The 23,563-nt window shown below is 40.6% G+C and carries 17 protein-coding genes and 2 pseudogenes; 14 read left to right on the forward strand and 5 right to left on the reverse strand.

The features are described from left to right. Nucleotides 1-9: 9 nt before the first annotated feature. Both BXY41_RS03025 and BXY41_RS03030 read right to left on the reverse strand, forming a co-directional pair. On the reverse strand, nucleotides 10-1,452 hold the full coding sequence (locus BXY41_RS03025; protein WP_104434460.1) for an MBOAT family O-acyltransferase: 1,443 nt from the start codon (nucleotides 1,450-1,452) through the stop codon (nucleotides 10-12). 149 nt (nucleotides 1,453-1,601) lie between these two features. After that, nucleotides 1,602-1,890: pseudogene (locus BXY41_RS03030) on the reverse strand (recombinase family protein); the annotation flags it as partial. 192 nt (nucleotides 1,891-2,082) lie between these two features. On the opposite strand from BXY41_RS03030, the pseudogene tnpA reads away from it, so the two are divergent. After that, nucleotides 2,083-2,540 (forward strand): annotated as a pseudogene (gene tnpA, locus BXY41_RS03035) (IS200/IS605 family transposase). A gap of 323 nt (nucleotides 2,541-2,863) precedes the next feature. Here the strand turns inward: tnpA and BXY41_RS03040 are convergent. Then, entirely contained in the window at nucleotides 2,864-4,039 is a 1,176-nt protein-coding gene (locus BXY41_RS03040) for a glycosyltransferase family 4 protein (protein ID WP_104434462.1), read from the reverse strand. A 544-nt stretch (nucleotides 4,040-4,583) separates the two neighbouring features. Here BXY41_RS03040 and BXY41_RS03045 point away from each other — a divergent pair. The 9 genes from BXY41_RS03045 (at nucleotide 4,584) to BXY41_RS26605 (ending at nucleotide 15,939) form a co-directional block, all read left to right on the forward strand. Beyond that, nucleotides 4,584-4,832, forward strand: coding sequence for a phage tail protein (locus BXY41_RS03045; RefSeq protein ID WP_104434464.1), 249 nt, complete (start codon nucleotides 4,584-4,586; stop codon nucleotides 4,830-4,832). Nucleotides 4,833-4,871: 39 nt separating this feature from the next. Beyond that, nucleotides 4,872-5,117 (forward strand): phage tail protein, encoded by a 246-nt coding sequence (locus BXY41_RS03050; protein WP_104434466.1) that lies wholly within the window; start codon nucleotides 4,872-4,874, stop codon nucleotides 5,115-5,117. Between the two features lie 65 nt (nucleotides 5,118-5,182). Next, nucleotides 5,183-6,199 (forward strand): cadherin-like beta sandwich domain-containing protein, encoded by a 1,017-nt coding sequence (locus tag BXY41_RS03055; RefSeq protein WP_104434468.1) that lies wholly within the window; start codon nucleotides 5,183-5,185, stop codon nucleotides 6,197-6,199. A gap of 85 nt (nucleotides 6,200-6,284) precedes the next feature. Continuing rightward, complete coding sequence (locus tag BXY41_RS03060) at nucleotides 6,285-10,703, forward strand: hypothetical protein (RefSeq protein WP_104434470.1); 4,419 nt, start codon at nucleotides 6,285-6,287, stop codon at nucleotides 10,701-10,703. Between the two features lie 240 nt (nucleotides 10,704-10,943). Beyond that, nucleotides 10,944-12,812, forward strand: coding sequence for a sensor histidine kinase (locus BXY41_RS03065; RefSeq protein WP_170072172.1), 1,869 nt, complete (start codon nucleotides 10,944-10,946; stop codon nucleotides 12,810-12,812). A gap of 9 nt (nucleotides 12,813-12,821) precedes the next feature. Then, nucleotides 12,822-13,553 carry a LytR/AlgR family response regulator transcription factor gene (locus tag BXY41_RS03070; protein ID WP_104434474.1) on the forward strand — a complete coding sequence of 244 codons (732 nt, stop codon included), beginning with the start codon at nucleotides 12,822-12,824 and terminating at the stop codon, nucleotides 13,551-13,553. 17 nt (nucleotides 13,554-13,570) lie between these two features. Continuing rightward, nucleotides 13,571-14,530, forward strand: coding sequence for a hypothetical protein (locus BXY41_RS03075; RefSeq protein ID WP_104434476.1), 960 nt, complete (start codon nucleotides 13,571-13,573; stop codon nucleotides 14,528-14,530). 189 nt (nucleotides 14,531-14,719) lie between these two features. Next, on the forward strand, nucleotides 14,720-15,391 hold the full coding sequence (locus BXY41_RS03080; RefSeq protein ID WP_104434478.1) for a hypothetical protein: 672 nt from the start codon (nucleotides 14,720-14,722) through the stop codon (nucleotides 15,389-15,391). 398 nt (nucleotides 15,392-15,789) lie between these two features. Then, nucleotides 15,790-15,939: a hypothetical protein gene (locus BXY41_RS26605; protein ID WP_170072174.1), complete on the forward strand. Its 150-nt coding sequence runs from the start codon at nucleotides 15,790-15,792 to the stop codon at nucleotides 15,937-15,939. A 63-nt stretch (nucleotides 15,940-16,002) separates the two neighbouring features. Here BXY41_RS26605 and BXY41_RS03085 read toward each other — a convergent pair whose 3' ends face one another. Continuing rightward, a complete protein-coding gene (locus BXY41_RS03085) occupies nucleotides 16,003-16,395 on the reverse strand; it encodes a hypothetical protein (RefSeq protein ID WP_104434480.1) in 393 nt (130 codons plus the stop codon). A gap of 229 nt (nucleotides 16,396-16,624) precedes the next feature. Further along, a complete protein-coding gene (locus BXY41_RS03090) occupies nucleotides 16,625-17,971 on the reverse strand; it encodes a cell wall-binding protein (RefSeq protein ID WP_104434482.1) in 1,347 nt (448 codons plus the stop codon). A gap of 397 nt (nucleotides 17,972-18,368) precedes the next feature. Between BXY41_RS03090 and BXY41_RS03095 the strand changes: the two genes are divergently transcribed. From BXY41_RS03095 to BXY41_RS03110, 4 genes are read left to right on the forward strand one after another with little or no spacing between them, the layout of a single operon-like run. After that, a complete protein-coding gene (locus tag BXY41_RS03095; RefSeq protein WP_104434484.1) occupies nucleotides 18,369-20,303 on the forward strand; it encodes a thiamine pyrophosphate-binding protein in 1,935 nt (644 codons plus the stop codon). Nucleotides 20,304-20,327: 24 nt separating this feature from the next. Beyond that, nucleotides 20,328-21,260 carry an NAD-dependent epimerase/dehydratase family protein gene (locus tag BXY41_RS03100; protein WP_104434486.1) on the forward strand — a complete coding sequence of 311 codons (933 nt, stop codon included), beginning with the start codon at nucleotides 20,328-20,330 and terminating at the stop codon, nucleotides 21,258-21,260. Between the two features lie 31 nt (nucleotides 21,261-21,291). Beyond that, a complete protein-coding gene (locus tag BXY41_RS03105) occupies nucleotides 21,292-22,482 on the forward strand; it encodes a class I SAM-dependent methyltransferase (protein WP_104434488.1) in 1,191 nt (396 codons plus the stop codon). A 9-nt stretch (nucleotides 22,483-22,491) separates the two neighbouring features. Then, nucleotides 22,492-23,559 (forward strand): zinc-binding dehydrogenase, encoded by a 1,068-nt coding sequence (locus BXY41_RS03110; RefSeq protein WP_104434490.1) that lies wholly within the window; start codon nucleotides 22,492-22,494, stop codon nucleotides 23,557-23,559. Nucleotides 23,560-23,563: the final 4 nt, after the last annotated feature.

Raw genomic sequence — 23,563 nt, forward strand, 5'->3', positions numbered from 1 at the left:
ACACTTCCTTTAAAAATTAAAATATACAAACACAGATTCAGCACCCAAACAAGTAAATGCCCATACAAAAGCTACAGATGCATAAATCATACTAATCCAAGATATATTATCTTTGTTTCTATAATTGTTTTCTGGAATAAGGCATATTGCAAAGGCACTAAATGTAAACAACAACATCCATAAACCACGTACACCGCTTAATTTATTCATAATCGGAATAATCTTTAAAATAAATGCTTGCTCTGGTAAATTGAAGGCATCTAAAAGACCGCCTGTTATTGCCGTATTTTGGAATAGACATACTGTTCTTACTATCTCTTTCCACTGCTGAATTGAATCTGACCTAAATAGCAACCAAAGAAAATTAATTAATGCAAACGTCATTATCCGTCGCGCTGGCTCAAATATTTTCTTCTGTTTATCTTCGGTAACTCTATCAAAAATACTAAATGCACCATGAAGAATTCCCCACAAGATGAACGTCCAATTTGCCCCATGCCATATACCGCTAACAATGAAAACTATCATCGTATTGACAACAATGAAGAGCTTTCCCCTCCTACTTCCACCTAATGGAAAATAAATATATTTAGTAAAGAAACTCGTTAATGAAATATGCCATCTTTTCCAAAAATCTCTGATGGAAAGCGACTTGTACGGTGAGTCAAAATTAATTGGAAGCGTAATATTTAACATAAGTGATGACCCAACAGCCATATCGCTATATCCACTAAAATCAAAATAGATTTCAAACGTATAAAACAGTGTGATAAATATCCAGTCCATTGAAGTTGCAGTGCTTATATTTGAATAACCCCACGATACCCCTTTTGCAAACGTATCTGCTAAAAGTAATTTTTTAAATAATCCATATGAAAAAAGCTTAATTCCAACTGCAATATTATTCCAATCAATTTTTTTTAATTCTGTATTATTAATCTGCTGATAAAAATCAGCCGGTTCTACCAACGGTCCCATTAAAATTTTGGGAAAATATAGAATATATGCCATGTAATCTAAAATTGATGTATTAACAATTCCTGTATATACAGATACCAGATATGATATTTGCTGAAAGGTAAAGAAACTAATACCTAAAGGTTGAATTATTGATTTTAATGGGATTTCCCTTGCAAATAATATATTAATATTTGATATTGCAAAGTTTGTATACTTAAAAAATAAAAGCAAAGTAAGATTTATAATTATCGGAATGCAAAGAAAAACTCGTTTCCAATTAAATCGATTTATACAAATCGAAAACAAATAGTTTATAATACCACTCAAAAGCATTACTTTGATAAGTGAAATATCTGAGTAGGCATAAAAAATAATACTTCCAATAACTATAACAGCCTTCCCCAGCTTGTCATTTATCCTATTTGAAAAAAAATAGCTTATTACTTGTAACGGCAAAAACAACAGAATAAAAACATATGAATTGAACTGCATACTAAAACTCCCTCTGAATTATGTACTTTTACGAATTAACCATTCTATGAATCAACTTTCTAAGAATACCATAAAACAGGCCTTCTTCCAAGTTTTTTTTAATTACATAGCCTCTTTTCTGACCTATTCATGCTTGTTTTGAAAAAATTTCCTCTTCGTGTATCAAGCATAGGCATATCTTGGACAACAATGTCAATTCCCTTATCCTTATTTAAAATTCTCCACTGTTCTAAGATTTCCTCATAGTTTCTGCCTAAACGGTCAATACTTTTTATATGCATAAGGTCATCTCGTTTCAGCTTTGGAATCATTTCTCTGTATTGGGAACGTTAGAAGTCTTTCCCTGATTGCCTATCAAAAAAGAATTCTTCTCTATAATATCCTGTCTTCATTATGTCCTTTTGTACTTACTCGAATATAACTATAAACATTTTCCATCTTCTAATCCCCCTTTTAGCTAATAAGAAATGATCCTGCATATCAGATATTTATCGACTGCTGAAACTAAATTATGGGGAATCATGAACACCCGTCATAGCGGGTGCGCGGTGTTTGTTACACAAAAAAATCACCTTTCCGTTATAATAAGGTTGTTCAAGCCAATTTATAACGATAGGAAAGGTAATTTTAATGGCCAATAAGGCAAACAGTTTGGCACATACCAAATGGATGTGCAAGTATCACATAGTGTTCACACCAAAGTACAGGAGAAAAATAATTTATAACCAGTACAAGGAAAGTATTAGAGATATTCTGAAACAACTATGTGGATACAAAGGTGTAGAAATATTGGATGGTCATATAATGCCCGACCATATCATATGCTAGTAAGCATTCCACCTAAACTGAGTGTATCACAATTTATGGGATATCTCAAAGGAAAAAGTGCGCTTATGATCTTTGATCAGCACGCAAATTTAAAGTATAAGTTTGAAAACCGACATTTTTGGGCAGAGGGATATTATGTGAGTACAGTCGGTCTTAACGAGGCAACTATAAGAAAGTATATCTAGGAACAAAATGCAATGGATAAATTGAGCGTCAAAGAGTATGAGGACTCTTTTAAGGGTAATGTTATTTACAATTAAATTAGAATAATTGAATAATTCTGTTACTATGGATATTTATGAAGAGTATATTACAATATATCATTAGGAAACAATGGGAAGTTGTGATCCCTTGATAAATCTTGCACCGAGAAATCAGTTGTATTTGTATTCAAATTTCAAAACATTTGGAAATATTATCTATGACCTTTTGTTTTGTTTGTGGATATAAAGTGTATGATCAAGTTGCTCCATGCTCAATAGTGGAGTTAAGGATATGGAAAATTAAGAATTATTAAATGATAACATTTTAATATATATAAAATTAAGGTTTAAAATTCATTTTTACTAGCAGTTATCACAATTTATTCTTTTATTATACTGCTATAAATATCGAACATAGCATCATCGACTTTTTCCCTGCAAAAACTTTTTGCTCGGATCGCATTTCTTTTGCCCATTTCTTCTAATGATTTTTTGCTATTCAGGATTAAAAAGATAGCCTGACTATATGACGATATATCAGTAGGCTGTTTTACCAAAATACCCCCATCACACACATCTATTGCTTCTACTGCACATTTTCCCATTAAATCTCTGCTTCCACGTATATCAGAACAAATTACGGGTAGGCCATAAGCCATAGCTTCTAATAGTGCCATTGGCAATCCTTCCTGGTACGAAGGGAATATAAAAAGGTCTGAAATTTGAAAGATATCCATCATATCATTTCGATATCCTAAAAAGGATATATGTTCAGATACATTCAAATTTTCTGCCAAGTCTTTTAAATAGTATTCTAACTCTCCCTGACCACAAATAATGTAATGGAAAGGAATTGTACCAATAAAATTTTTATAGTATTGAATTGTTCTAATAATTGTCTCATGATTTTTTCGTTTTATTAATTCTCCTGAAGATAATAAGATGAATTTATCAGCAGGAAGTCCTAGTTCTTGTTTTTTACCACTTTTGTTAATTGATTTTTTTACTTTATTGATATCCAGACCTACTCCCGGAATATAGTTAACATGCTTTGCATGAAAATGTTTTTGTGCTCTTTTATAATCTTCTTGATTAATACATATCAATTGATCTGTAAAGAATGATAGTAATTTTTCCACTGGATAATAAAATAACCAGTTAATATATGAGGCACCTTTAAAAAAGTGAAACCCGTGGGCCGTATATATTACAGGACCAGTTTTTGTTGCGTGGGCTGCAAGCCTGGCAATGACGCTGCCCATTGGGGTATGGCAATGCACAAGATCAAAGTGTTCCTTTATCATCAATCGTTTCAATTGATGGTAAACATTTATATTATGAATATTAAATGGGCTGCGTACAAAATCTATCTGGTGCTGAATAATCCCAGTACCGTCCAAGCGTTTATTATCTTTTCCGTAGGCAGGTGTATTATAATTGGTAGCATAATGAATCTCATATCCCATGCTTTGTAAAATATGAACATTTGACATTTCAAATTGTGGTATGAATCCACTAACTGTTGTCACTAATAATGCTTTTCTAGGGGGGATCATAATAAACTCCTTAAGCAGAATATATTTAAATGGGGCGGTTTTGTTTTTTATTTACTTATTTTGTATATTTACACATTTACGTCATCAACATATAGATATAAAAACGTTTGGATTAAAAGTTAAGGATATCTATTTTATTCTCTTTACCTCAAACTATTATATTACTTTTATACAGTGATAGCAACTAAATCTGAAATAAACCAATTTATCTTTTATTTTTTTAGGCTGATACAGATAAGTGCCTTCAGCAACCTATTCTTCAACTTTTAAAAATATATAGTTTGTGTATGTAAATCTTACAATCTACTCCATTCCTAATAAGTTAAAAAACAAAACAGATCAATAAGTCATAATTAATTTCGGGTTTTATATCTCCCTAAGCGATATGATAAATTATCCGCAACATGGTATAACGCTATAGATAATCTCAATTTATGAGCCCACTCCAATACCGTATTTTAACATGCTGCATACCGCCCAATCAAGCGGAGCTTGTTTCATTCAACCGACTGACGAAAACAATCAGATTAAGGAGGAATTATTTATGGATCCATTAATTGGCCAAATTCAGTTATTTCCCTATAACTTTGAACCAAGAGGCTGGATGCTCTGTGATGGAAGATCATTAGAAATTGCTTACTACCAGGCATTATATTCTCTATTAGGTATCACCTTTGGAGGAAATTCTACTAGTTTTAAGCTGCCGGACTTGACAAATGCAAATCCCCTTGCTGTAACCAATCAGATGAAATATTACATTGCAGTCGAAGGTCTGTATCCCCAGAGACCATAATTTTGCAGTGATTTCTGGATAAGAAAGGAGAGAAGATACATGGATGAAGTTTTGTTAGGTCAAATATTACTTGTACCCTATACGTTTGCTCCTATGGACACAGTGTATTGTGATGGTAAGGAATACCCGATACTGCAATATCAGGCGTTGTATTCTTTGCTTGGAAATACATTTGGAGGCAATGTTAATACCACATTTTGTATACCCAATTTAAAGGGGTTTGAGCCAAATCCCGGTGTTCATTATGTTATTGCCATGTATGGTTACTATCCGACCCGGTCATAGTCATCAGGCTGGGTATGAGAGAATAACCGTATTTCAATTTACCGGAAAGGATTGATGAGATAAATATGGGTAAAAATTTAGCTTTAAATGCGGACATAACTGCAAGCAGTTATGTCGATCCTTACGAACCTGGAAGAGCTGTAAATGGTATAGTGAGTGACCCAACCTCCAGATGGCTGTGCGCTGCATTGCCAGGATGGCTGCGTCTGGATCTGAATAAATCATGCTGGATCGGTGAATGGACAGTGAAAAGTATTAGTGGATATGCTGGCTGGCCGGCCGATTATCGTATGACTTCATTTAGTTTGGAAAGAAGTATAGATGGGACTAATTGGATCACAGTTGATTCTGTAACAAGCAATACATATAATGTTTGTACCCGTGTGTTGGCCAGCCCCGTATATGCCAGATATTTCAGGCTCTTTGTTCCTAATAATGGAGGACTACAAGCCAATAAATCCGCGGCGTCTGTCATGGAGCTGGAGCTGGTAGAAACAGAAGTAGACGTACTGACTTCATTGGTAATAAAAGATAAGGAAGAACACACAGCACTGCTGACTCCGGCATTCCATCCAGATACACTGTCATATACTTCCAATGTGGGATATGATTCTGATTGCATCACAGTAATTCCGGTTGCATCAAAAACTACGGCAGCTATTACGGTTAATGGGCAGGAATTGATAGGGGGAAAAGCTTCTGTTGCGATGACCAGTGGTTTGAATAACGTTGAAATTAAGGTGACTTCAGCAGTCGGTTATACAGTGACTTATATGGTAACTGTTACAAGGGCCAGCAGCCCTTATCTGGCTTCTGTGACAATGACAGGATTCCGCATACCCGGTTTTTCAAAGACCACGTATAGTTATAATCTTACAACCCGGAATCTTGCCAGTACAAAAGTCACTCCTACACCTGAAGATCAAGAAGCAGTTGTTATCATTTCTTTAAATGGCACCACATTTAACAGCGGTCAGGCAATATCACTTATTAAAGGCTTAAATCCAATCAAGATTGTGGTAGCTTCTAAGACCGGATTTGATAGCAGAACCTATATTTTCAATATAAATAAGACGTCATAATATTCAAAAATATTTTCAGCGGCATAGAGGAGGAAGCTTGTTTCCCCTCTATGCCTTTGAGAATTGTATGGGAGAGAGGGATTGAATGTTTTTAAATAAAAAGTTACGCTGCTTAAGCGGGATGCTCACTGTGGTACTGCTTGTTACTACAGTCCCAGTGTGTGTTTATGGTGAAACAGGAGAATTATTAAGTTCAGAAGATCAGGATGCAACCTCAATTTCAGGCTGGGTTGGAAACATTGATTACAACAATAATTTTGATTTTTCCACGGTGTTCCCAGAGAAAGACTGGTATCAGTATAATCAACTAAATCTGGCTGGAGAAACTTCACCTAAGGATGTGAACGACAATGATAATAACAGCGATATTATTGAATACTGTACTGCATATCATACAAAGACTCCGGGTGTGGGAAAGATTTATAAGGATTATACTTTAAACACTCCGGGATATTATTATTTAAATGCTTCTGCTCAGGTTTTTCCCTATATGAATACAGATAAAGGAGCGCTGCGAATTGAATTGTACGATAATGAAACAGGAAGTGGCGAGCCTGTTGGGAGCAGTTATGAGGTGAGTAAGAGCGCAGCTGGGATAAGCACAAGTATTCCCGCCTGGGAAACAGTTGCGGTGCCATCTCTGTATGTAAAATCAAATGTTAAAATGATACGTGTTGTGCTGGAAGCTGAAGTCACTTACCCGGACGATGCAGGTGACTATGTGGATTTTGACGGTCTGAGTGTTATGCTTACGGGCGCAGCCGCACCTCCCATTATCTCAAATTTAGATGGAGATACAGTGTCATTTACAGAAGGAGGATCTGCAGTACCTCTGGATAAAGACAGTAATGCCACAGTAAAAGTAGACTCCGCGCGCGGCAGTTCCTATACTGGCGGTTCAGTTACTGCTTCCATTACCAGTAATAAAGTTACTTCAGAAGATGTGCTTGAAATTGCTCAGACAGGTGGGATCACACTTTCCGGTAGCAACGTCCTCTACAGCGGAACATCTATTGGCTCGTATTCAGGAGGCACTTCAGGATCAGGATTAACCGTTTTACTAAATTTAAATGCAAATGATACCAATGTTGAGGCATTAATAAAAGCGATCACATACAAAAACACAAATATAGTAAAACCAGATACAAAACCAAGAACGATTAAGGTAGCTGCAGTAGATAATCTTTACCATTCAGAACCGGTTTACACAACCGTTAATGTGCAAGGTGTAAACTATCCTCCTGTCAGAAAAAGTAATGTAGGAGCCAGCGTATCAGCCAGTTTGCCAGTTAAAACCGCATTTTCTGTGGACTTAAGTACAATATTTGAGGACCCGGATACGGACTTTATGACCTATAAAGTAAAGATTAACGACACGTCGTTTGTATCAGCAGGAAACAATTACTCCTATACCCCTTCCCCAGCAGGCACATATACCCTTGTATTTATTGCTAATGACGGAACGGTGGACTCTTCAGACACCTATACTGTAACACTTAATGCAGTTAATACAGCACCAGTAAGGAAAAGCGGAGTGCCAGCATCTAAATCGGAAAACGTTACAAAAGGTGATCCTATTAACATTAATTTAAATGATATTTTTGAGGATGCCGATCATGATAATTTAAATTATAAGGTAAAAGTGAATGGGGGAGCAGAAACTGCGGCAAATGATGTGCTACCCTATACTCCATCAGTTGTTGGACCGTTAACCCTGGAATTTATAGCAAATGACGGAATTGCGGATTCGGAAGATACCTATACTCTAAATTTGAATGTGAAGGCGGCCAACACGCCGCCAGTAAGGCAGGATGATATAAATGAAGTGGTACCAGAAAGTATAGCAGTTAATAAACCATATATAATCAATCTAAATACAATATTTCAGGATAATGAAGGTGATTATTTAACCTATAAGGTAAAGGTAAACGGAGGTGCGGAAGAGACAGCAGATGCGCACTATTCATTTAAACCAACCTCCGCGGGAACCAATATGCTGGAATTCAGAGCGAATGATGGATCAGTCGATTCCACAGAGACCTATACAGTAATACTCACGGCAGTAAATACGATTCCAAATCGAAAAATTGATATAGGAGCCGCTACAACCGAAAATATAACAGTCAATACCACCTATGCATTAAATCTAAGTACAATATTTGAAGATGAGAATCAGGACACGTTAAACTATAAAGTAAAAGTTGACGGGGGTACTCAAACGGCAGCTGACAAAGATTATACTTTTGTACCGGATCAGGTTAGAACGTATACACTGGAATTTACCGCCAATGACGGAACTGCCGATTCTACAGATACCTACAAGGTAACTCTGAATGCAAAAGCAGCAAACACACCTCCAGAAAGAAAAAGCGGAGTAAGTGAGTCCGTAGTGGACAGCGTGGCAGTCCATAAAACCTACTCCATTCATCTAAATGAAATCTTTGAAGATGTTGATCATGATGCTCTGACCTATAAAGTAATAGTAAATGGCGGGGTGGAAGAAACAGCAGATGCAAGTTATTCCTATAAGCCTACCGCTATAGGTGCCAATACACTGGTATTCAGAGCCAATGATGGATCAGCCGATTCCACAGATACCTATACGGTAACGCTCAATGCCGTTAATACAATTCCAGAGAGGATAAGTGGGGTAGATGGGGCAGAGTCCGCAACAATAATAGTCAATCATGCTTATACACTGGATTTGGATACAATATTTGTTGATGAAAATAAGGACGATTTGACCTATAAAGTAAAAGTAGACGAGGAAGTAGAGAAGTCTGCTGCCAGGAACTATTCCTACACACCGACAGAAGCCGGAACATATACACTGGTATTCAAAGCCAATGACGGAACTGCCGATTCAGAAGATACCTATACCGTAACTTTATCAGCAACCAAAAATGCGTTGAGATCTATTACATCTCCTGCGCCGGTTACTGGAATAGCAAATGGCGTATCAAAAACTGCTTCTGCACTAGGGTTGCCTGAGAATGTATTTCTTGAGACTGAAATGGGTGAGGTATCCGCAGAAGTTACCTGGGACGTGGAAGGAAGCTCCTATAATACAGATCAGAAGGAAGAGCAGGCGTTTGATGTGGAAGGAACTGTGTTTCTTCCTGACGATGTATATAATCCAGATGGAATATCCCTTCAGGCAACGATCCATGTTACTGTAAATGCTGAGGTGCCGGTTAATAAAGTTCTGGAGAGTATCTCAGCATTACCCGCTGTAACAGGGGTTTCCAATGGCGCATCAAAAACTGCTTCTGCACTAGGGCTGCCTGAGAATGTGAACCTTGAGACAGATAAAGGAACTGTATCAGCTGTTGTAACCTGGGACGTAGCAGCAAGCTCCTATGATCCTGAGCAGAAGACAGAACAGACCTTTACCGTGGAAGGAACCGTGACTCTTCCAGACAAAGTGGTGAATCCCAATGATATCCCTCTTACTGTGGCCGTTGAAGTAACAGTGGATGCCGAATCAGCAACAGATAAAATCCTGGAAAAAATTTATCCTCTGTCTGCGATAAAAGGAATTACCAACGGAACTGCCAAAACAGTTACTGCCCTGGGAATACCGGCAAAAGTTACGTTAGGAACCAATTACGGAAACGTCCAGGCAGATGTGGTCTGGGATTTAGAATCAAGCGCCTATGATCCGTTACTAAGTGAAGAACAGAGCTTTACCGTGGAAGGAACCGTAGTACTTCCAGACAACGTGATTAATCCCAGTGGAATCCCACTTGATGTAATCATTCACATAACGGTTTTGGAAGAACAGGAAGAGCAGGAATACTACACTCTTCGAATCAAAATAACAAAAAGGCCGGATAAAGTCAGCTATACACTGGGAGAAGACCTGGATACACAGGGTCTCGAAGTAACCGAATATCAGAAAGCCAGTCCTTCCAATGCAGTCAGAAAAACAGCTTTATCAGAGGGACAGTATGATCTGGAATACAATCTTACCAGAACAGGAACCCGGACGGTTAAGGTTATATATTATGCAGCTGACCGGTATGGAAATGAGAAAGAGTTCACAGATGATTTCACAGTCACAGTAAAAGCGCTTCCCAGAGACGATAGTGATGATGATGACAGAGAGATTACAGAACCCGGAAAACGAACGGGCGGAGACGATGATCATTATTACCCGGGCAGCTGGCAATCAGATGAAAATGGCTGGAAGATAATCGGAAAAGATGGAAGCCGACCGGTAAACCGGTGGGTGTATACGGACTGGAAAGGAACAAATAACTGGTATTTCTTTGATGAAAACGGATATATGGTAACTGGCTGGTTTGAATACAGAGGAAGTGTGTATTATTTAAATCCGGTCAGTGACGGGAAAAAGGGATATATGTATACAGGCTGGAACATGATTGATGGGAAATGGTACTATTTCAGTGAGGCAGCAGATGTCACCAAAGGTTCCATGCTCAAAGATACCGTAACACCCGACGGACATCGTGTAGGGCCGGATGGAGAACGTATTTCATAATACGACAACATTTAAAAAGCCTATTTCACCATTTATTCAGTAATAGAATATGTATCCCCCAGATACAAAAAAGAAAGAGCGCATACAGTATAAAAACGATCTGTTTGCGCCCTTTCTTTTTGCTGCATTATGAAAAAATATTTTTATTGCTATATTTTTCCATAAATAGTAAAATAAACAAAAATACACGAAATTTAATGCATGATCGGCAACAGATCCGGGGGAAGAATTAAACAAATAATGAAAGAAAAATACAAGAAGAACAGAAAAGCCCTTTTATTTTTAATTCTGTCAGTCTGTCTGATATCAGGTTTGGTAAGCATCCGGAATCAATATATTTCGTATCCGATAGCAGATGGTTTTTTAAATCTGTCAAAAGAGAATCTGGAGGAAAAGGCTGTTCAGTTAAATGGAGTATGGAAGTTCTATGAAGGTACATTAGATGGTACCGGCTCCCAGACAGCAGACAGTTTAGAAGTTCCGGGATCCTGGCGGGGTAAGGTGATAAACGGAAAGAAACTGGGGAAACATGGCATTGGAGTATATGAACTGCGTGTGAAAGTACCCTCTCCCGGTGATTACTGCATGAAGCTTAATTATGTCTCCAGTGCATACCAGCTTTACATAAATGATAAAAAAATTGTGGAGAATGGAACAATTGGCGCAGATAAAGCCACTGAAATTCCAAGCTGGAACCCTCAGTTTGTTTACTTTCATGCGGATCAAAACGATCTCGTAATTAAAATTAAGGTATCTAATTTTCATTGTAACAATGGAGGGATCGTCCTTCCTGTCTATATTGGGAAACAGGTTCCTTTATTTCGGTTTCATCTTTTTAATCTGATGAAAAATATTGGATTTATAGGTATTCTGGCTGGAATGGCATGCTATTTGTATGTTTTTAACTGGTGCCTGAATAAAAAAGCCCAGTCCATCTGCCTCTGGATTTTTTGTATTTCTGTGCTGGTTGTTGCTTCTATTATAGACGGCGAGAGTCTGGTCAGTATTTTTCCTTTTCTCACCATTGATACAGTTCTAAAGGCAGAGTATGTGTCCTTTATGGTTCAGATCACCTCTATACAGTTTTTTCTATGGAGTATGTACCCGGAGCTGGGGAAAACTCACCCTTTCCGCTTTTTAAAAATGTTAGATTTAATCTATACTGCCATTCTTATTTGTCTGCCGGCTATGCCGGTTTTGTATGACGATATAGTATTTATACCAATTTTATTTGTAAATGCGCTTTGCTATTTTTTAAAAATTGCCAAGGCTTTTAAATTAAAAAAGGCCAATGCCGGACCGGTTTTTCTGGGTTATTGTGTATATATTGTTTCATGTGTCCTGCAGATTGTGGATATCCAGCATAATATTGATGTAAAATTTTTAAACGATTTCAATTTCTACTATTTTGGAGTGCTTTTTTTCCTCCTTAGTCAGGGATATGTTCTGGCAGTCAATGTGGAAGATACCTTCCGCCAGTCGGAACTTGCCCATGAAATGGAGATCGCTTCTTTGCAGGCGCAAATTTCCCCTCACTTCCTATTTAATATTCTCCACAACATATACTGCCTTATGGACACCAATGTGAACATGGCAAAAAATATGCTCATGTGCCTGTCAGACTTTCTAAGGGTGAAATACAGGTTTGATTACAGAACCTATACTCTATATCAGTTAAAGGAAGAACTGGATCTGGTTAATGCATATGTGGAACTGGAAAATGTGAGAATGAACGGTGCCTTAAAGCTTGAGATTGATGCGCCGGATGAACTCCTTTCAAATGACATCCTTCCATTGACGATTCAACCTCTGGTAGAGAACTCCATCAAGCATGGATATAAGTCTGGTGAACTGAATATTCTGATACGGGTCATGGCGGCTGGAGACAGGTTGGTAATCAGTGTAGAGGATGACGGCAGGGGGATCAGCCCGGAAACCCTTGAGACTATTGATAAAAGTAACATTCCAAAAAGCAGCACTTCAAAAAACGGTGTTGGGATCAGCAATATCAATTACCGGCTTAACATATGTTTTCAAAGCAGACTGTTTATTGAAAGTCTGGGCTTAAAGGGAACGAAAATCAGCTTTGAGATTCCAAAGAGGGGGTAATGTACAGATATGCAGGTTGTAATTATTGATGATGAAAAAAATTCAATTGAATATCTTACGGAATTGCTGAAGAAAAAAGAGGAATTTACTCTTGCTGGGGCATTTTCTGATTCCAGAGAGGGACTGGCATATTTATTAAAGAACCCTTGTGACCTGCTGTTTTTGGACATAGACATGCCTGGAATTAATGGCATGTACATTGCAGAACAAATCAGCAGTCTTCACCCAAAGACTAAAATCTGTTTTGTAACGGCATATAATGGTTATGCAGCAAAGGCATTTGAACTGAATGCAGTGGACTATCTGCTAAAACCCTATACCAAAGAACGACTTTTTAAATGCCTGAATAAATTAGAGACTACCACTACCGGACAAAACGTGTATCAGGAGATCAGCGGGCAGTATGATTATAATTTAGATATGATCTGCGGGTTTAACGAGGAAGACATTGTTCTGATACCGGCGGCTGATATATTTTATATAGAAGCGTTACAGGGGGTTTGTATGATACATACCAGGGATCACGTATTCCGTGGAAATAAAACTCTGAATTTTTATGAGGAAAAGCTGAAGAAGAATTCATTTTTCCGCACTCATAAATGCTATCTGGCTAATTTATCCAGAGCAGACCGGTTCCGGCCGCGGATTAACTATACCTATGATATGTATTTTAAAGACATTTCCGATGTGATACTGGTTAGTCGGAATAAGGTAAAAGAACTGAAACAATATTTTAATTAATTCAGGAGGAAAATACGATGGGTGAAAAAGTCAGAGTAAGTGATCTAAAGGCAGGAGATATCCTTTTACTGGAGCCGAATAACGAAAAGATATCTAAAATAATTGCCTGGGTTACCAGATCAGAAGTGAGCCATACCGCTTTAAGCTGCGGGCCGGACAAGCCTGTAGGAACCGTGATTGAAGAAACGCCCCCCAATGCGCTGGAGGATACCATCCTTACCAGAACAGCAAGAACCGCCTATGTGATGCGGTTAAATCCAGGGAATAACAATTGCCAGCCAGTCATGGACATTGCAGCCCGCTATGTCAGTGAGAAGCTGCCCTATGCACATGCCCAGCTTCCGTTTATCGGGCTTTATTGCATCACTAACAACATGTTGGGTGATACAGGGCTTCAAGGCCTTGTAACAAGGATTGTGAAGCTTTCCATGGGTATCTTAATGGAACTGGAAGATGCCTTAATATACAAGGGCAGAGAAGCGATGATGTGCTCCCAGTTTGCTTATCATTGTTATAAGGAAGCGGGAGATGAGTATGAGATTCAATTAAAGGGTAATCCAGGCTTTCCTCTCCTTGACCGGATTATTGAAATCATACAAAAGGATCCTGCCAGCTACAACAACCGTATATTTCAGGCAGATGTGGAAAACAGTCCCGTATCCGATGAAAATGTGGATGAAGCAATTGACCAGCTATATGAAGCACTCAGTAAAAAACAGTATGAGACAGAACTGTCTGCTTCTTATGAACTGTCGGATGACCTTATTATAGAAGTAACCCGTTTTTGCATACAATTTGTAAAGACTTTTTCCGGTGGAACAGACGGTGGTAACAATGATGCAGTACCATATTTGCAAAAGTTAAAAGATATGTATGAATATTTCATCTCTCCGGGAGACTTATTAAAAAACACCTTAAATCTAACCTGCATCGGCACGGTTGATTACGACGGTTATCAGAGTTACGGTAGTTTCTGATAACATGTTATAAGCCGTTTAACCCCACTGATTTACCAGTTGTGGCGGTTTTTTGCATCATAAGGATATCCCCCCTCCAATGAAAAAAATGCAGATATAATGTAGCCAGTTGATATTCACAAATCAGCTGGCTTCTTTTTGTGCAAAAAAACACATAAAAGAGCCGTTTAAGGAAGGCGGGGGAATGAAATGGATTATGAAAAAACCAGACAATGGCTGGATGATCATGGAGTAATACTGGAAGAAAGCTTTTACACTGCATTAAATAATCTGGCTAAAGACTATAAGAGGACAAATGATTTGAGGCTTCTCGAGGAGGTCTATCAGAAACTGGGAGTTAATAAACAGGCTGTTTCCTGGTGGAAAAATCACCCATGCAGCACCCAGACAAGGCAGTCCAAGATACAGTTGATCGCCTCTTGTGCAGAGTTATTTCATTTAACAGCAGAGGAAACCGAGCTACTGGCTAATAAAGCAGGTCTTTCTCTAAACGGTGATCATGATTTTTGCGGGTATTTCAGACAATTATTAAATGGCAGGAGAGGAAGGTGCAAGTCCATCTGTGACGCGGCCAATGTCAGTGAACGGATGCTGCAATACATTAAGAGCTATAAACAGCCGTCCAAGGAGACACTGCTGGCGATTGCCATTTCACTTGGTCTTGGAATTGACGAAATACAGCATCTGCTTAAAAAAGCGGGATATGCGTTGTCTGCATCTCTTCCCAATGATGCAGTTGTCTGCTGGTTCCTTTCCGGTGACAGAAAGGCGGATGGAACTGTTTCAGTGCTGTTTCATATTAATGAAGTGCTAGACGAGCTTAAGCTCCCTCTTCTCATGACGAGGCTTAAAAACTCGTGAGTAAGATAGTACAGAAAATTAAATCTTTATTTTCAGCCGGACTCAGTGCCGGCTTATTGAAGTTGGCGGTCAATAAATAGATATATAGCATTATATATGTGAAAAATCTGACGAGATCAAAAGAGCGTGTGATAAATTAAAATAATTATCATCAAAACCTTTATAATTAATATCAATTATGTCGACAATATAAGATTGAAGGCAATCGCATATCTAGTACCAGATTAATATCGATATGGCATATGTAGTGCTTGTTTTAAAATTATCATAGATTAAATGGTTAAATTGGCTAAAATAAAGTAAAAAATGTCGAATTATGCGATAAAATTCACTTTTCAAACACTTAGAAAGGACTTATATTGATTACAAGAAAAGCAGAAGAAGGAGGGGGTATCTTTATGACAGATGCTGAGAAACTGCGGATTGTAGAGATGGAGAATGAGAAGCTGATGGAAGAAAATTCGAGACTCCATAAAGTGATTGAAAGGTTGAATCAGACACTGAACAGATTGATCGGACGTTACATAAGTACTGACAAAATCGCCTGACAGGGGGATGGATAAGGAGTGCAGGGGGGCACTCCCGGAATGTCCCTGTCAGGGATCAATCCCCTAATGGGATTCATCCTGATCACTTATATTTAATCCTTTGTTTTTACGTACCATTTCCCAAATTGTCTGGTGCATCCATTCAATGGTTTTATTCAGTTTTTCATTTTCAATCTCCAGTTCGGTGATGCGGTCTCCCATTCGGGCAATGATTTCCCGGTTATTATTTACTTTGTGGGGCACAAGAATGCGCTTTACATAGGGAGACGATGAAGCAATGATTTGAGAGGAAAGCAATTCGTCCCTTTCTTCACAGGACAAATCCATGAAAGCCTGATAGCTGATGGACAACGCAAGCATGTCCACCTTGCACTTTGGGCATACCGCATTCCTCTCCAGCTGATAATAACCATAATACCCGCATTTGGAACAATAGTACACGGACAGTTCTCTCATTGGTCTCCTCCTTTTTTTATAGATTGATAAACAATCTACTCCTATATGTATAACGTTAAATCGACAAAAATATAACGCAAAAACAGAAATATCGATAAAAAAATTACTATTTAGGCATTTTGTATAGTTACAACTCTTATAATTGTTAAAAACAAATAAAAGCCCGCAGCTGTTACACTGCGGGCTTTTTGGCAATTGAACGGATGTTTCATTTATAAAGGTGTTCTATTTACTGAATAATACCATTTACATCAACAACATAAACTTTTTCATTGGTGTCTTTGAAATCTCTGTAGCCTGCGCCAAGCTCTGGTTTTGCTGTGGACTTAGATGTGGAGGAAGCTTTCTGAAGAACACCATTGGTATTCACCAGATAGTTTTTACCGTTAAGAGTGAATGCTTCAACTCTTAAATCCGCATCTGCCTGTTTTCTTAAACCATACTCGTAAAGAGTATCGTCAAGAATACCGTGGAAGCCCTGACCCTTCTTGCTTCCGGAAGTTACAAAGTACCAAATCTGGTTATCGCCTGAATCTTCATTCGTAATGGACTGTTTTCCAGTGTTGATCACGCCGTTGTCTGCGAAATAGAAGTTTGCAGTATTTCCGTCTTCCAGGTTCACAACCTTAAGACCGGTCTGCATTTCACCTTTTGTATTAAATCCATATTTCTGGGAGTTTACAGTGAATAATTCAATACCCTTTTTCGCAAAGTAAGGAGCACCGTTTTTAAAGAAGAACCAGTGCTGTTCGCCTTCTGCGCTGATGCCCTCGATGCCTTCGATTTCTCTCCAGCCATCGACTCTTGCACCGCTCTCATCATAGTACTGATAGCCTGCTGCGGAAGTCTTGTTGTCAGTATTTTCGGCCGCTTCTGAAGGAGTTGCTGTTACAGGAAGTTTGTACCAGCCGGTCTGCATTTCGCCATTTACAAAGGTGAAGTAGGAACCGTTAATTTTTTTATCTACCTGATCTTTAACCATAACGCCGTCTTTGTCAAAATAGTACCATGCATTTGTATGGTCGGAATCTTCTTTCGTACTCTCAAGCTCAAACCAGCCTGTTTTCTGTGCGCCGTCATTTTCGTTACCCAGGTAATAAGTAGATCCAGCGATTTCTACCTTGCCAGTAAGCATCTGACCCTGTTCGTCAAAATAATACCAGTTGTCGTTGATCTTCTGCCATTTGGAAACGACTTCTTTTCCGTCTTTTCCGTAATAATGCCAGTAATTTTCCGGTGAATCAGGGGAGTCCCAGTAGCTGTCATTGGTAACAGAAACCCAGTAATTGGATACTCTCTTTCCGCTCTCGTCTACATAGTACTCATCAACTTTCTGACCGACAGCGATTTCGCCATCCTCATTTAAGTAATACCAGTCTTCTCCGTACTTCTTCCAGGAATCAGTGGCGTAGTAATCACCCTCCTCATAGAATTTCCATGTACCGTTTTCTTCTACCCAGCCAGTTGCCTTGGCATAGACAGTAGAGGCTGTGTTTAAGATGCCCAGTTGTGGGGCAGCTGCAGTTAAAATACCGGCAGCGGATAATACAGCCATCAATTTAATTTGCTTTTTCATAAATATGTTCTCTCCTTTTTTGCAGTAAGTTTTATCGTGGCCGAAAATCCATAGTTGCATTACTCTGCGATTATAACGTAAATGAAAGGAACAAAGAAAGTGTGGTTTGATGGCAGATATGGAAGGAGCTAACAGAACAGGAGAAAAGTTGCTGACAGGCAGGGGTTACCCGGAATGCATCAAAACGCTGTAACCAAGAGCGTATCGGCAGTTGCCTGTAAAATAAGGCTGAGCGGGGAAACAAAGGTTACATAACTGGTAAAGTTGCCAAAGAAAGCATGTTTTTTGGAAAAATGGAAGCTTTTAGAAAGTAAGAAAACTTTAATAGGAAAATAAAGTACGGTGTGGTATAATCACAGACAGATAATTACCATTCCTTAATAAAGGAGAAAATAACATGAGAATGAAAATATCCAATTATATAGCCCAGAGGCTGGTGGAGCTTGGGATCTCCCAGGTGTTTACGGTAACAGGAGGAGGTGCCATGCATTTAAACGATGCATTGGGACATCAGGAAGGGCTTACCTGTCTCTATAACCATCATGAGCAGGCATGCGCCATTGCTGCCGAATCCTATGCCAGAATCAGGGGGCAGATTGCCGCTGTCTGTGTGACCACAGGCCCGGGGGGTACCAATGCCATAACCGGAGTTTTAGGCGGCTGGCTGGATTCCATTCCCATGCTGATTCTGTCAGGACAGGTTCGCTACGATACCACAGCCAGATGGTCCGGCGTGGGAATCCGTGCCATGGGAGATCAGGAATTTGACATTACAAAGGCAGTTGACTGCATGACCAAATACAGCGAGATGGTGATTGATCCCATGCGAATCCGCTACTGTCTGGAAAAGGCAGTTTATCTTGCCTATTCCGGCCGTCCGGGACCTGCCTGGTTAGACATCCCTCTGAATGTGCAGGGCGCTTACGTAGAAACCGACGATCTCATTGGCTTTGATGCAAAAAATTATGAGAATGGTGGAGACGGCTGGGTTTCTGCCAGTGATGCCAGGATAACTGAGGACGAGAGCGGTCTTGGAGAAAAACGTCAGATACTGCCCCCTAAGCCCGATAAGAATGCAGTTCGTGAGGTCCTTTTAAAGATAAAATCAGCCTCCCGCCCCGTGATTAATGCAGGGAATGGTATTCGCATCGGACAGGCCCATGACGCATTTATGCGTGTCGCAGAAAAGCTGGGAGTTCCTGTTGTAACCGGCTGGAACAGCCTGGACTGCATCTACGATGCCCACCCTCTTTATACCGGAAGAGGTGGTGGAATGGGAGACCGTCCCGGTAATTTTGCCATTCAAAACAGTGATCTGGTGCTTTCCCTGGCCAGCCGTTTAAGCATTCGTCAGGTTGGATATAATTTTGCAACCTGGGCCAGAGAAGCTTATGTGATTGTAAACGATATTGATCCCGAGGAATTAAAGAAACCATCGGTACATTCCGATATGCGGATTCATGCAGATGTGAAAGATCTGCTGGAAGTGATGGAAGATCTTCTGGATCACGAATTTATGGCAACCAGGGAAGATCCTCTCTTTCAAGGCGGAACAGGGATTGATTCCCTTACCTGGAATGAGACATGCCGTATGTGGAAAGAGACCTATCCGGTGGTACTTCCAAGGCATTACAGCCAGGATGACCACAAGGAAGTAAACATTTATGCTTTTATAAAGGAACTGAGCTCCCGCCTTCCTGAGAACAGGATCACTGTGGTTGGCAATGGATCAGCCTGTGTGGTAGGCGGTCATGCTTATGTGATAAAGCCCGGCCAGCGCTTTATTTCCAATTCTGCCGTAGCCTCCATGGGATATGATCTGCCTGCAGCCATCGGTATTTCCAAGGCCGATCAGGGAGAAGACATTATTCTGGTAACAGGAGACGGAAGTATCCAGATGAATCTGCAGGAACTGCAGACCATTATACATCATCGCCTCCCCATTAAGATATTTGTAATCAATAACGGGGGTTATCATTCCATTCGCCAGACCCAGAAGAACTATTTTGGAGAACCGCTTGTGGGAATCGGAGATGACAGCAGAGATTTAAGCTTCCCCGATATGGAGAAACTTTCTGCTGCATACGGATATCCCTACGTCAGTGCCCGCCACAACAGTGAGATTGACCAGGCGCTTGTTCACACCCTGTCTTTAGACGGACCGGTGATTTGCGAAGTATTTGTCAGCAGAGATCAGAATTTTGAACCCAAATCTGCGGCAAAGCGGCTTCCTGATGGAACCATGGTTTCTCCTCCCTTAGAGGATTTGTCTCCGTTCCTTTCCGAGGAAGAGATGGACCGGAATATGATTATTCCCCGGATCAGGGACTAGATTTTTATACAGGGAGGAAATAAGGTGAACGTTGTTGTAACAGGAGCGACCAGCTTCCTGGGAAGAGCTGTGGCGAACCGCCTTTTAAAGCAGGGCAGCAGAGTATATGCGGTGGTTCGCCCCGGTTCGGGGAATTTAAGATATCTTCCGTCAAATCAGGACGGTCTGGTAATAATAGAACGGGAACTAGGTGAGCTTGATACACTGGATCAGGTAATTGATGAACCTTGTCAGGCCTTTTACCATTTTGGCTGGGATGGATCCGGAAGTGAAAACCGGATGAAACGGGAAGTCCAGCAGAAGAATGTGGTGGACGCTTTAAAAGCATTAGAGGGAGCCAGACGTTTAGGCTGCAGCCGTTTTCTCTTTAGCGGTTCTCAGGCGGAATACGGAATTCACAAAGGATCCCTTTCTGAGGAAACCGAATGCAGCCCGGTTTCTGAATACGGAAAGGCAAAGCTGGACTTTTTAAAACAGGCAACAAAAAAGACGAACCAGTGGCAGCAGGAAGGGATATCTTCCATGGAGTATATCCATGCGCGGATTTTCAGCGTGTACGGACCGGGAGATCATCCCTGGTCTCTGGTGGAAAGCTGTTTAAGGGCATTCGGAAAAGGAGAATACATTTCTCTTGGGGAATGCACCCAAATGTGGAATTTTTTATATCTGGAGGATTGTGTCCGGGCGCTGATACTTTTAATGGAACAGGAAAAAGAATCGGTTTCCGGAATTTATAATGTAGCAGCGCCGGAACGGGAAACAAAGCCCTTGCGGGAATACATACGGCAGATGTATGAAACCATGGGATTCCATGGCAGCTACAGCTATGGAAGAAGACGTCCCAATGCAGAGGGGCTTGCAAATCTGATTCCGGACATTAGTAAGCTGGAGAAAAATACGGGATTTTCCCCTCTTGTAAGCTTTTCTGAGGGAGTAAAGAAGACCTGCGGCTATTAAAAAGGGATTGACACGGAGGAGATTTTGTGGTATGAGAGATAGGATTTGTATTGTATGCGGACAGGAACTTGACGGGCAGCCTTTGATGACACTGGATCGCATGCCGGCATCTGCCCAGGATATCCCGGGTATGGAAGATCTGGCAGAAGACAAAGGAATCAGTTTAAATCTGCATCAGTGCAGCTGCTGCGGTCTGGTTCAGTTTGATTGTGAACCTGTGCCATATTATAAGGACGTTATCCGGTCAGGCGGATTCAGCACCACTATGGTGGAGCTAAGAAAACGCCAGTACCGGCATTTTATTGATTTCTGCCATCTGGAAGGGAAGAAGTTAATTGAGGCCGGCTGCGGTCAGGGAGAATTTCTTTCGGTTCTTTCCCAGTTTCCCGTTACTTCATGCGGGATTGAGCACAGGGAGAGCCTGGTTTTACTTGGAAAAGAAAAGGGACTGAACGTCTGGAAGCAGTTTGCGGGGAAGGGGGAGATCCTTACGTCTCCCGATGGAAGCACCAGTGGCCCTTATGATGGATTTTTGTCCTTTAACTATCTGGAACATCAGCCGGATCCGGTGGGTATGCTTCGCTGCATCGCGGATAATTTAACAGATGATGGCGTGGGACTGATTACCGTACCCAGCCTTGAGTATATTCTGGAATACGATGGCTACTACGAACTGATCCGGGATCATATCGCTTACTATACCTTTGACACCCTTCGTTTTGCAGCAGACCAGGCTGGTTTCGAAGTGCTTGAAGAGGAGATGGTAAACCGGGATACCTTATCCGTCATTGTCAGAAAGAAAAAGACTGTAAAAGAGAATGGGGGAAGGAAAAATCCCGAAAAACTGGATGTCTCAGGTCTGCTTAAAAGCCGGGTGATCATCGATGAGGAACTGAAACGTCTGGTTGATGAGTTAGAGTCAGAAGGAAAGAATCTTGGGATCTGGGGAGCCAGCCATCAGGGATTTACCCTGGCATCCACAACGGTGATCGGGGATTTTGCCAGATATATCATTGATTCAGCACCCTTTAAGCAGGGACGGTTTGCACCTGCGTCCCATTTGCCTATCGTGGCACCGGATCATTTCCTTACGGACCCGGTAGATGCCATTTTAATCGTGGCGCCAGGCTATACAGAAGAGATCGCTAAATCCATTGTGGAAAAATTTGGACGGAATGTGGAGATTTTAGCGTTGAAATCCAATCATTTGGAAAGGATATAAGAAAAAAGTATGAAAGCATTTGTTTTAGTTGAACCAGGAGTAGTGGGCTGGCATGATGCGCCAGAGCCCCAGCTTACGCCTTATGGGGCGATTCTTCGACCTGTAGCTGTAACACCCTGCTCCTCAGACGTTCATACCGTATACGGCGGAGGCTCAAGAAAAGCTCCGAATCTTATTTTAGGCCATGAATGTGTGGCAGAGGTTTTAGAAACAGGAGATCTGGTAAAAGATTTTAAGCCTGGAGAAATTGTTGCGGTTCCTGCCATAACACCCGACTGGAGAGCCATGGGCATTCAGGAAGGGAATTATAAGCATGCATCTGCTCCGTTTTCCGGTCATCAGTTGGGCAGATCCATACCCGGCGTATTTGCGGAACGGTTTCTCATCCCAGATGCGGATACCACACTGGCTAAGATTCCTGAGGGAGTTACTCTGGAACAGGCTCTGATGTGTGTGGACGTTGTGACTACCGGTTTTACCGGAGCGGAATATGCAGATATTCAGTTTGGCGATACGGTAGTGGTTATGGGAATTGGCCCCATCGGTCTGATGGCTATTGAGGGTGCCAGACATTTGGGGGCAGCCCGGATCATTGCAGTGGGAACAAGACCTGTCTGTACCAGCCTTGCCCTGGAATATGGGGCAACTGAGGTTTTAAGCTATAAAAACGGCAATATCGTTGATCAGGTGATGGAACGGACCGGCGGTCTGGGCGCTGATGGCGTTATCATCTGCGGAGGCGGTGATGAGGTATTTACCCAGGCTGTTGATATGGCCAGATACGGAATCGGAACTATTTCCAATGTGAATTATTTTGGCGGTACCGGAAACCTTGGTTTCCCTAAATTTTCAGGGGGCAGGGGAATGGCCGGAAAAACCATTCATACGGAACTGGCAAAAGGCGGAAGAATCCGGATTGAACGCCTTTTAAAGATGATACAGTACGGCAGAATTAATCCCCAGAAGCTGGTGACCCATCACCTGCATGGACTGGATGAAGTGGAGACTGCGCTCCAGATGATGAAAGAAAAACCTGCAGATTTAGTAAAGGTGATGGTTAAGACAGATGGGAAGTGAACAG

Source organism: Lacrimispora xylanisolvens, from assembly GCF_002934545.1.
In the GTDB taxonomy this organism is placed as follows: domain Bacteria; phylum Bacillota; class Clostridia; order Lachnospirales; family Lachnospiraceae; genus Lacrimispora; species Lacrimispora xylanisolvens.

Bases quoted from the DNA above. Each gene is read 5' to 3' on its own strand.
- BXY41_RS03025 (WP_104434460.1), bottom strand. From the start codon at position 1,452: ATGCAGTTCAATTCATATGTTTTTATTCTGTTGTTTTTGCCGTTACAA.
- BXY41_RS03040 (WP_104434462.1), bottom strand. From the start codon at position 4,039: ATGATCCCCCCTAGAAAAGCATTATTAGTGACAACAGTTAGTGGATTC.
- BXY41_RS03045 (WP_104434464.1), top strand. From the start codon at position 4,584: ATGGATCCATTAATTGGCCAAATTCAGTTATTTCCCTATAACTTTGAA.
- BXY41_RS03050 (WP_104434466.1), top strand. From the start codon at position 4,872: ATGGATGAAGTTTTGTTAGGTCAAATATTACTTGTACCCTATACGTTT.
- BXY41_RS03055 (WP_104434468.1), top strand. From the start codon at position 5,183: ATGGGTAAAAATTTAGCTTTAAATGCGGACATAACTGCAAGCAGTTAT.
- BXY41_RS03060 (WP_104434470.1), top strand. From the start codon at position 6,285: ATGTTTTTAAATAAAAAGTTACGCTGCTTAAGCGGGATGCTCACTGTG.
- BXY41_RS03065 (WP_170072172.1), top strand. From the start codon at position 10,944: ATGAAAGAAAAATACAAGAAGAACAGAAAAGCCCTTTTATTTTTAATT.
- BXY41_RS03070 (WP_104434474.1), top strand. From the start codon at position 12,822: ATGCAGGTTGTAATTATTGATGATGAAAAAAATTCAATTGAATATCTT.
- BXY41_RS03075 (WP_104434476.1), top strand. From the start codon at position 13,571: ATGGGTGAAAAAGTCAGAGTAAGTGATCTAAAGGCAGGAGATATCCTT.
- BXY41_RS03080 (WP_104434478.1), top strand. From the start codon at position 14,720: ATGGATTATGAAAAAACCAGACAATGGCTGGATGATCATGGAGTAATA.
- BXY41_RS26605 (WP_170072174.1), top strand. From the start codon at position 15,790: ATGACAGATGCTGAGAAACTGCGGATTGTAGAGATGGAGAATGAGAAG.
- BXY41_RS03085 (WP_104434480.1), bottom strand. From the start codon at position 16,395: ATGAGAGAACTGTCCGTGTACTATTGTTCCAAATGCGGGTATTATGGT.
- BXY41_RS03090 (WP_104434482.1), bottom strand. From the start codon at position 17,971: ATGAAAAAGCAAATTAAATTGATGGCTGTATTATCCGCTGCCGGTATT.
- BXY41_RS03095 (WP_104434484.1), top strand. From the start codon at position 18,369: ATGAGAATGAAAATATCCAATTATATAGCCCAGAGGCTGGTGGAGCTT.
- BXY41_RS03105 (WP_104434488.1), top strand. From the start codon at position 21,292: ATGAGAGATAGGATTTGTATTGTATGCGGACAGGAACTTGACGGGCAG.
- BXY41_RS03110 (WP_104434490.1), top strand. From the start codon at position 22,492: ATGAAAGCATTTGTTTTAGTTGAACCAGGAGTAGTGGGCTGGCATGAT.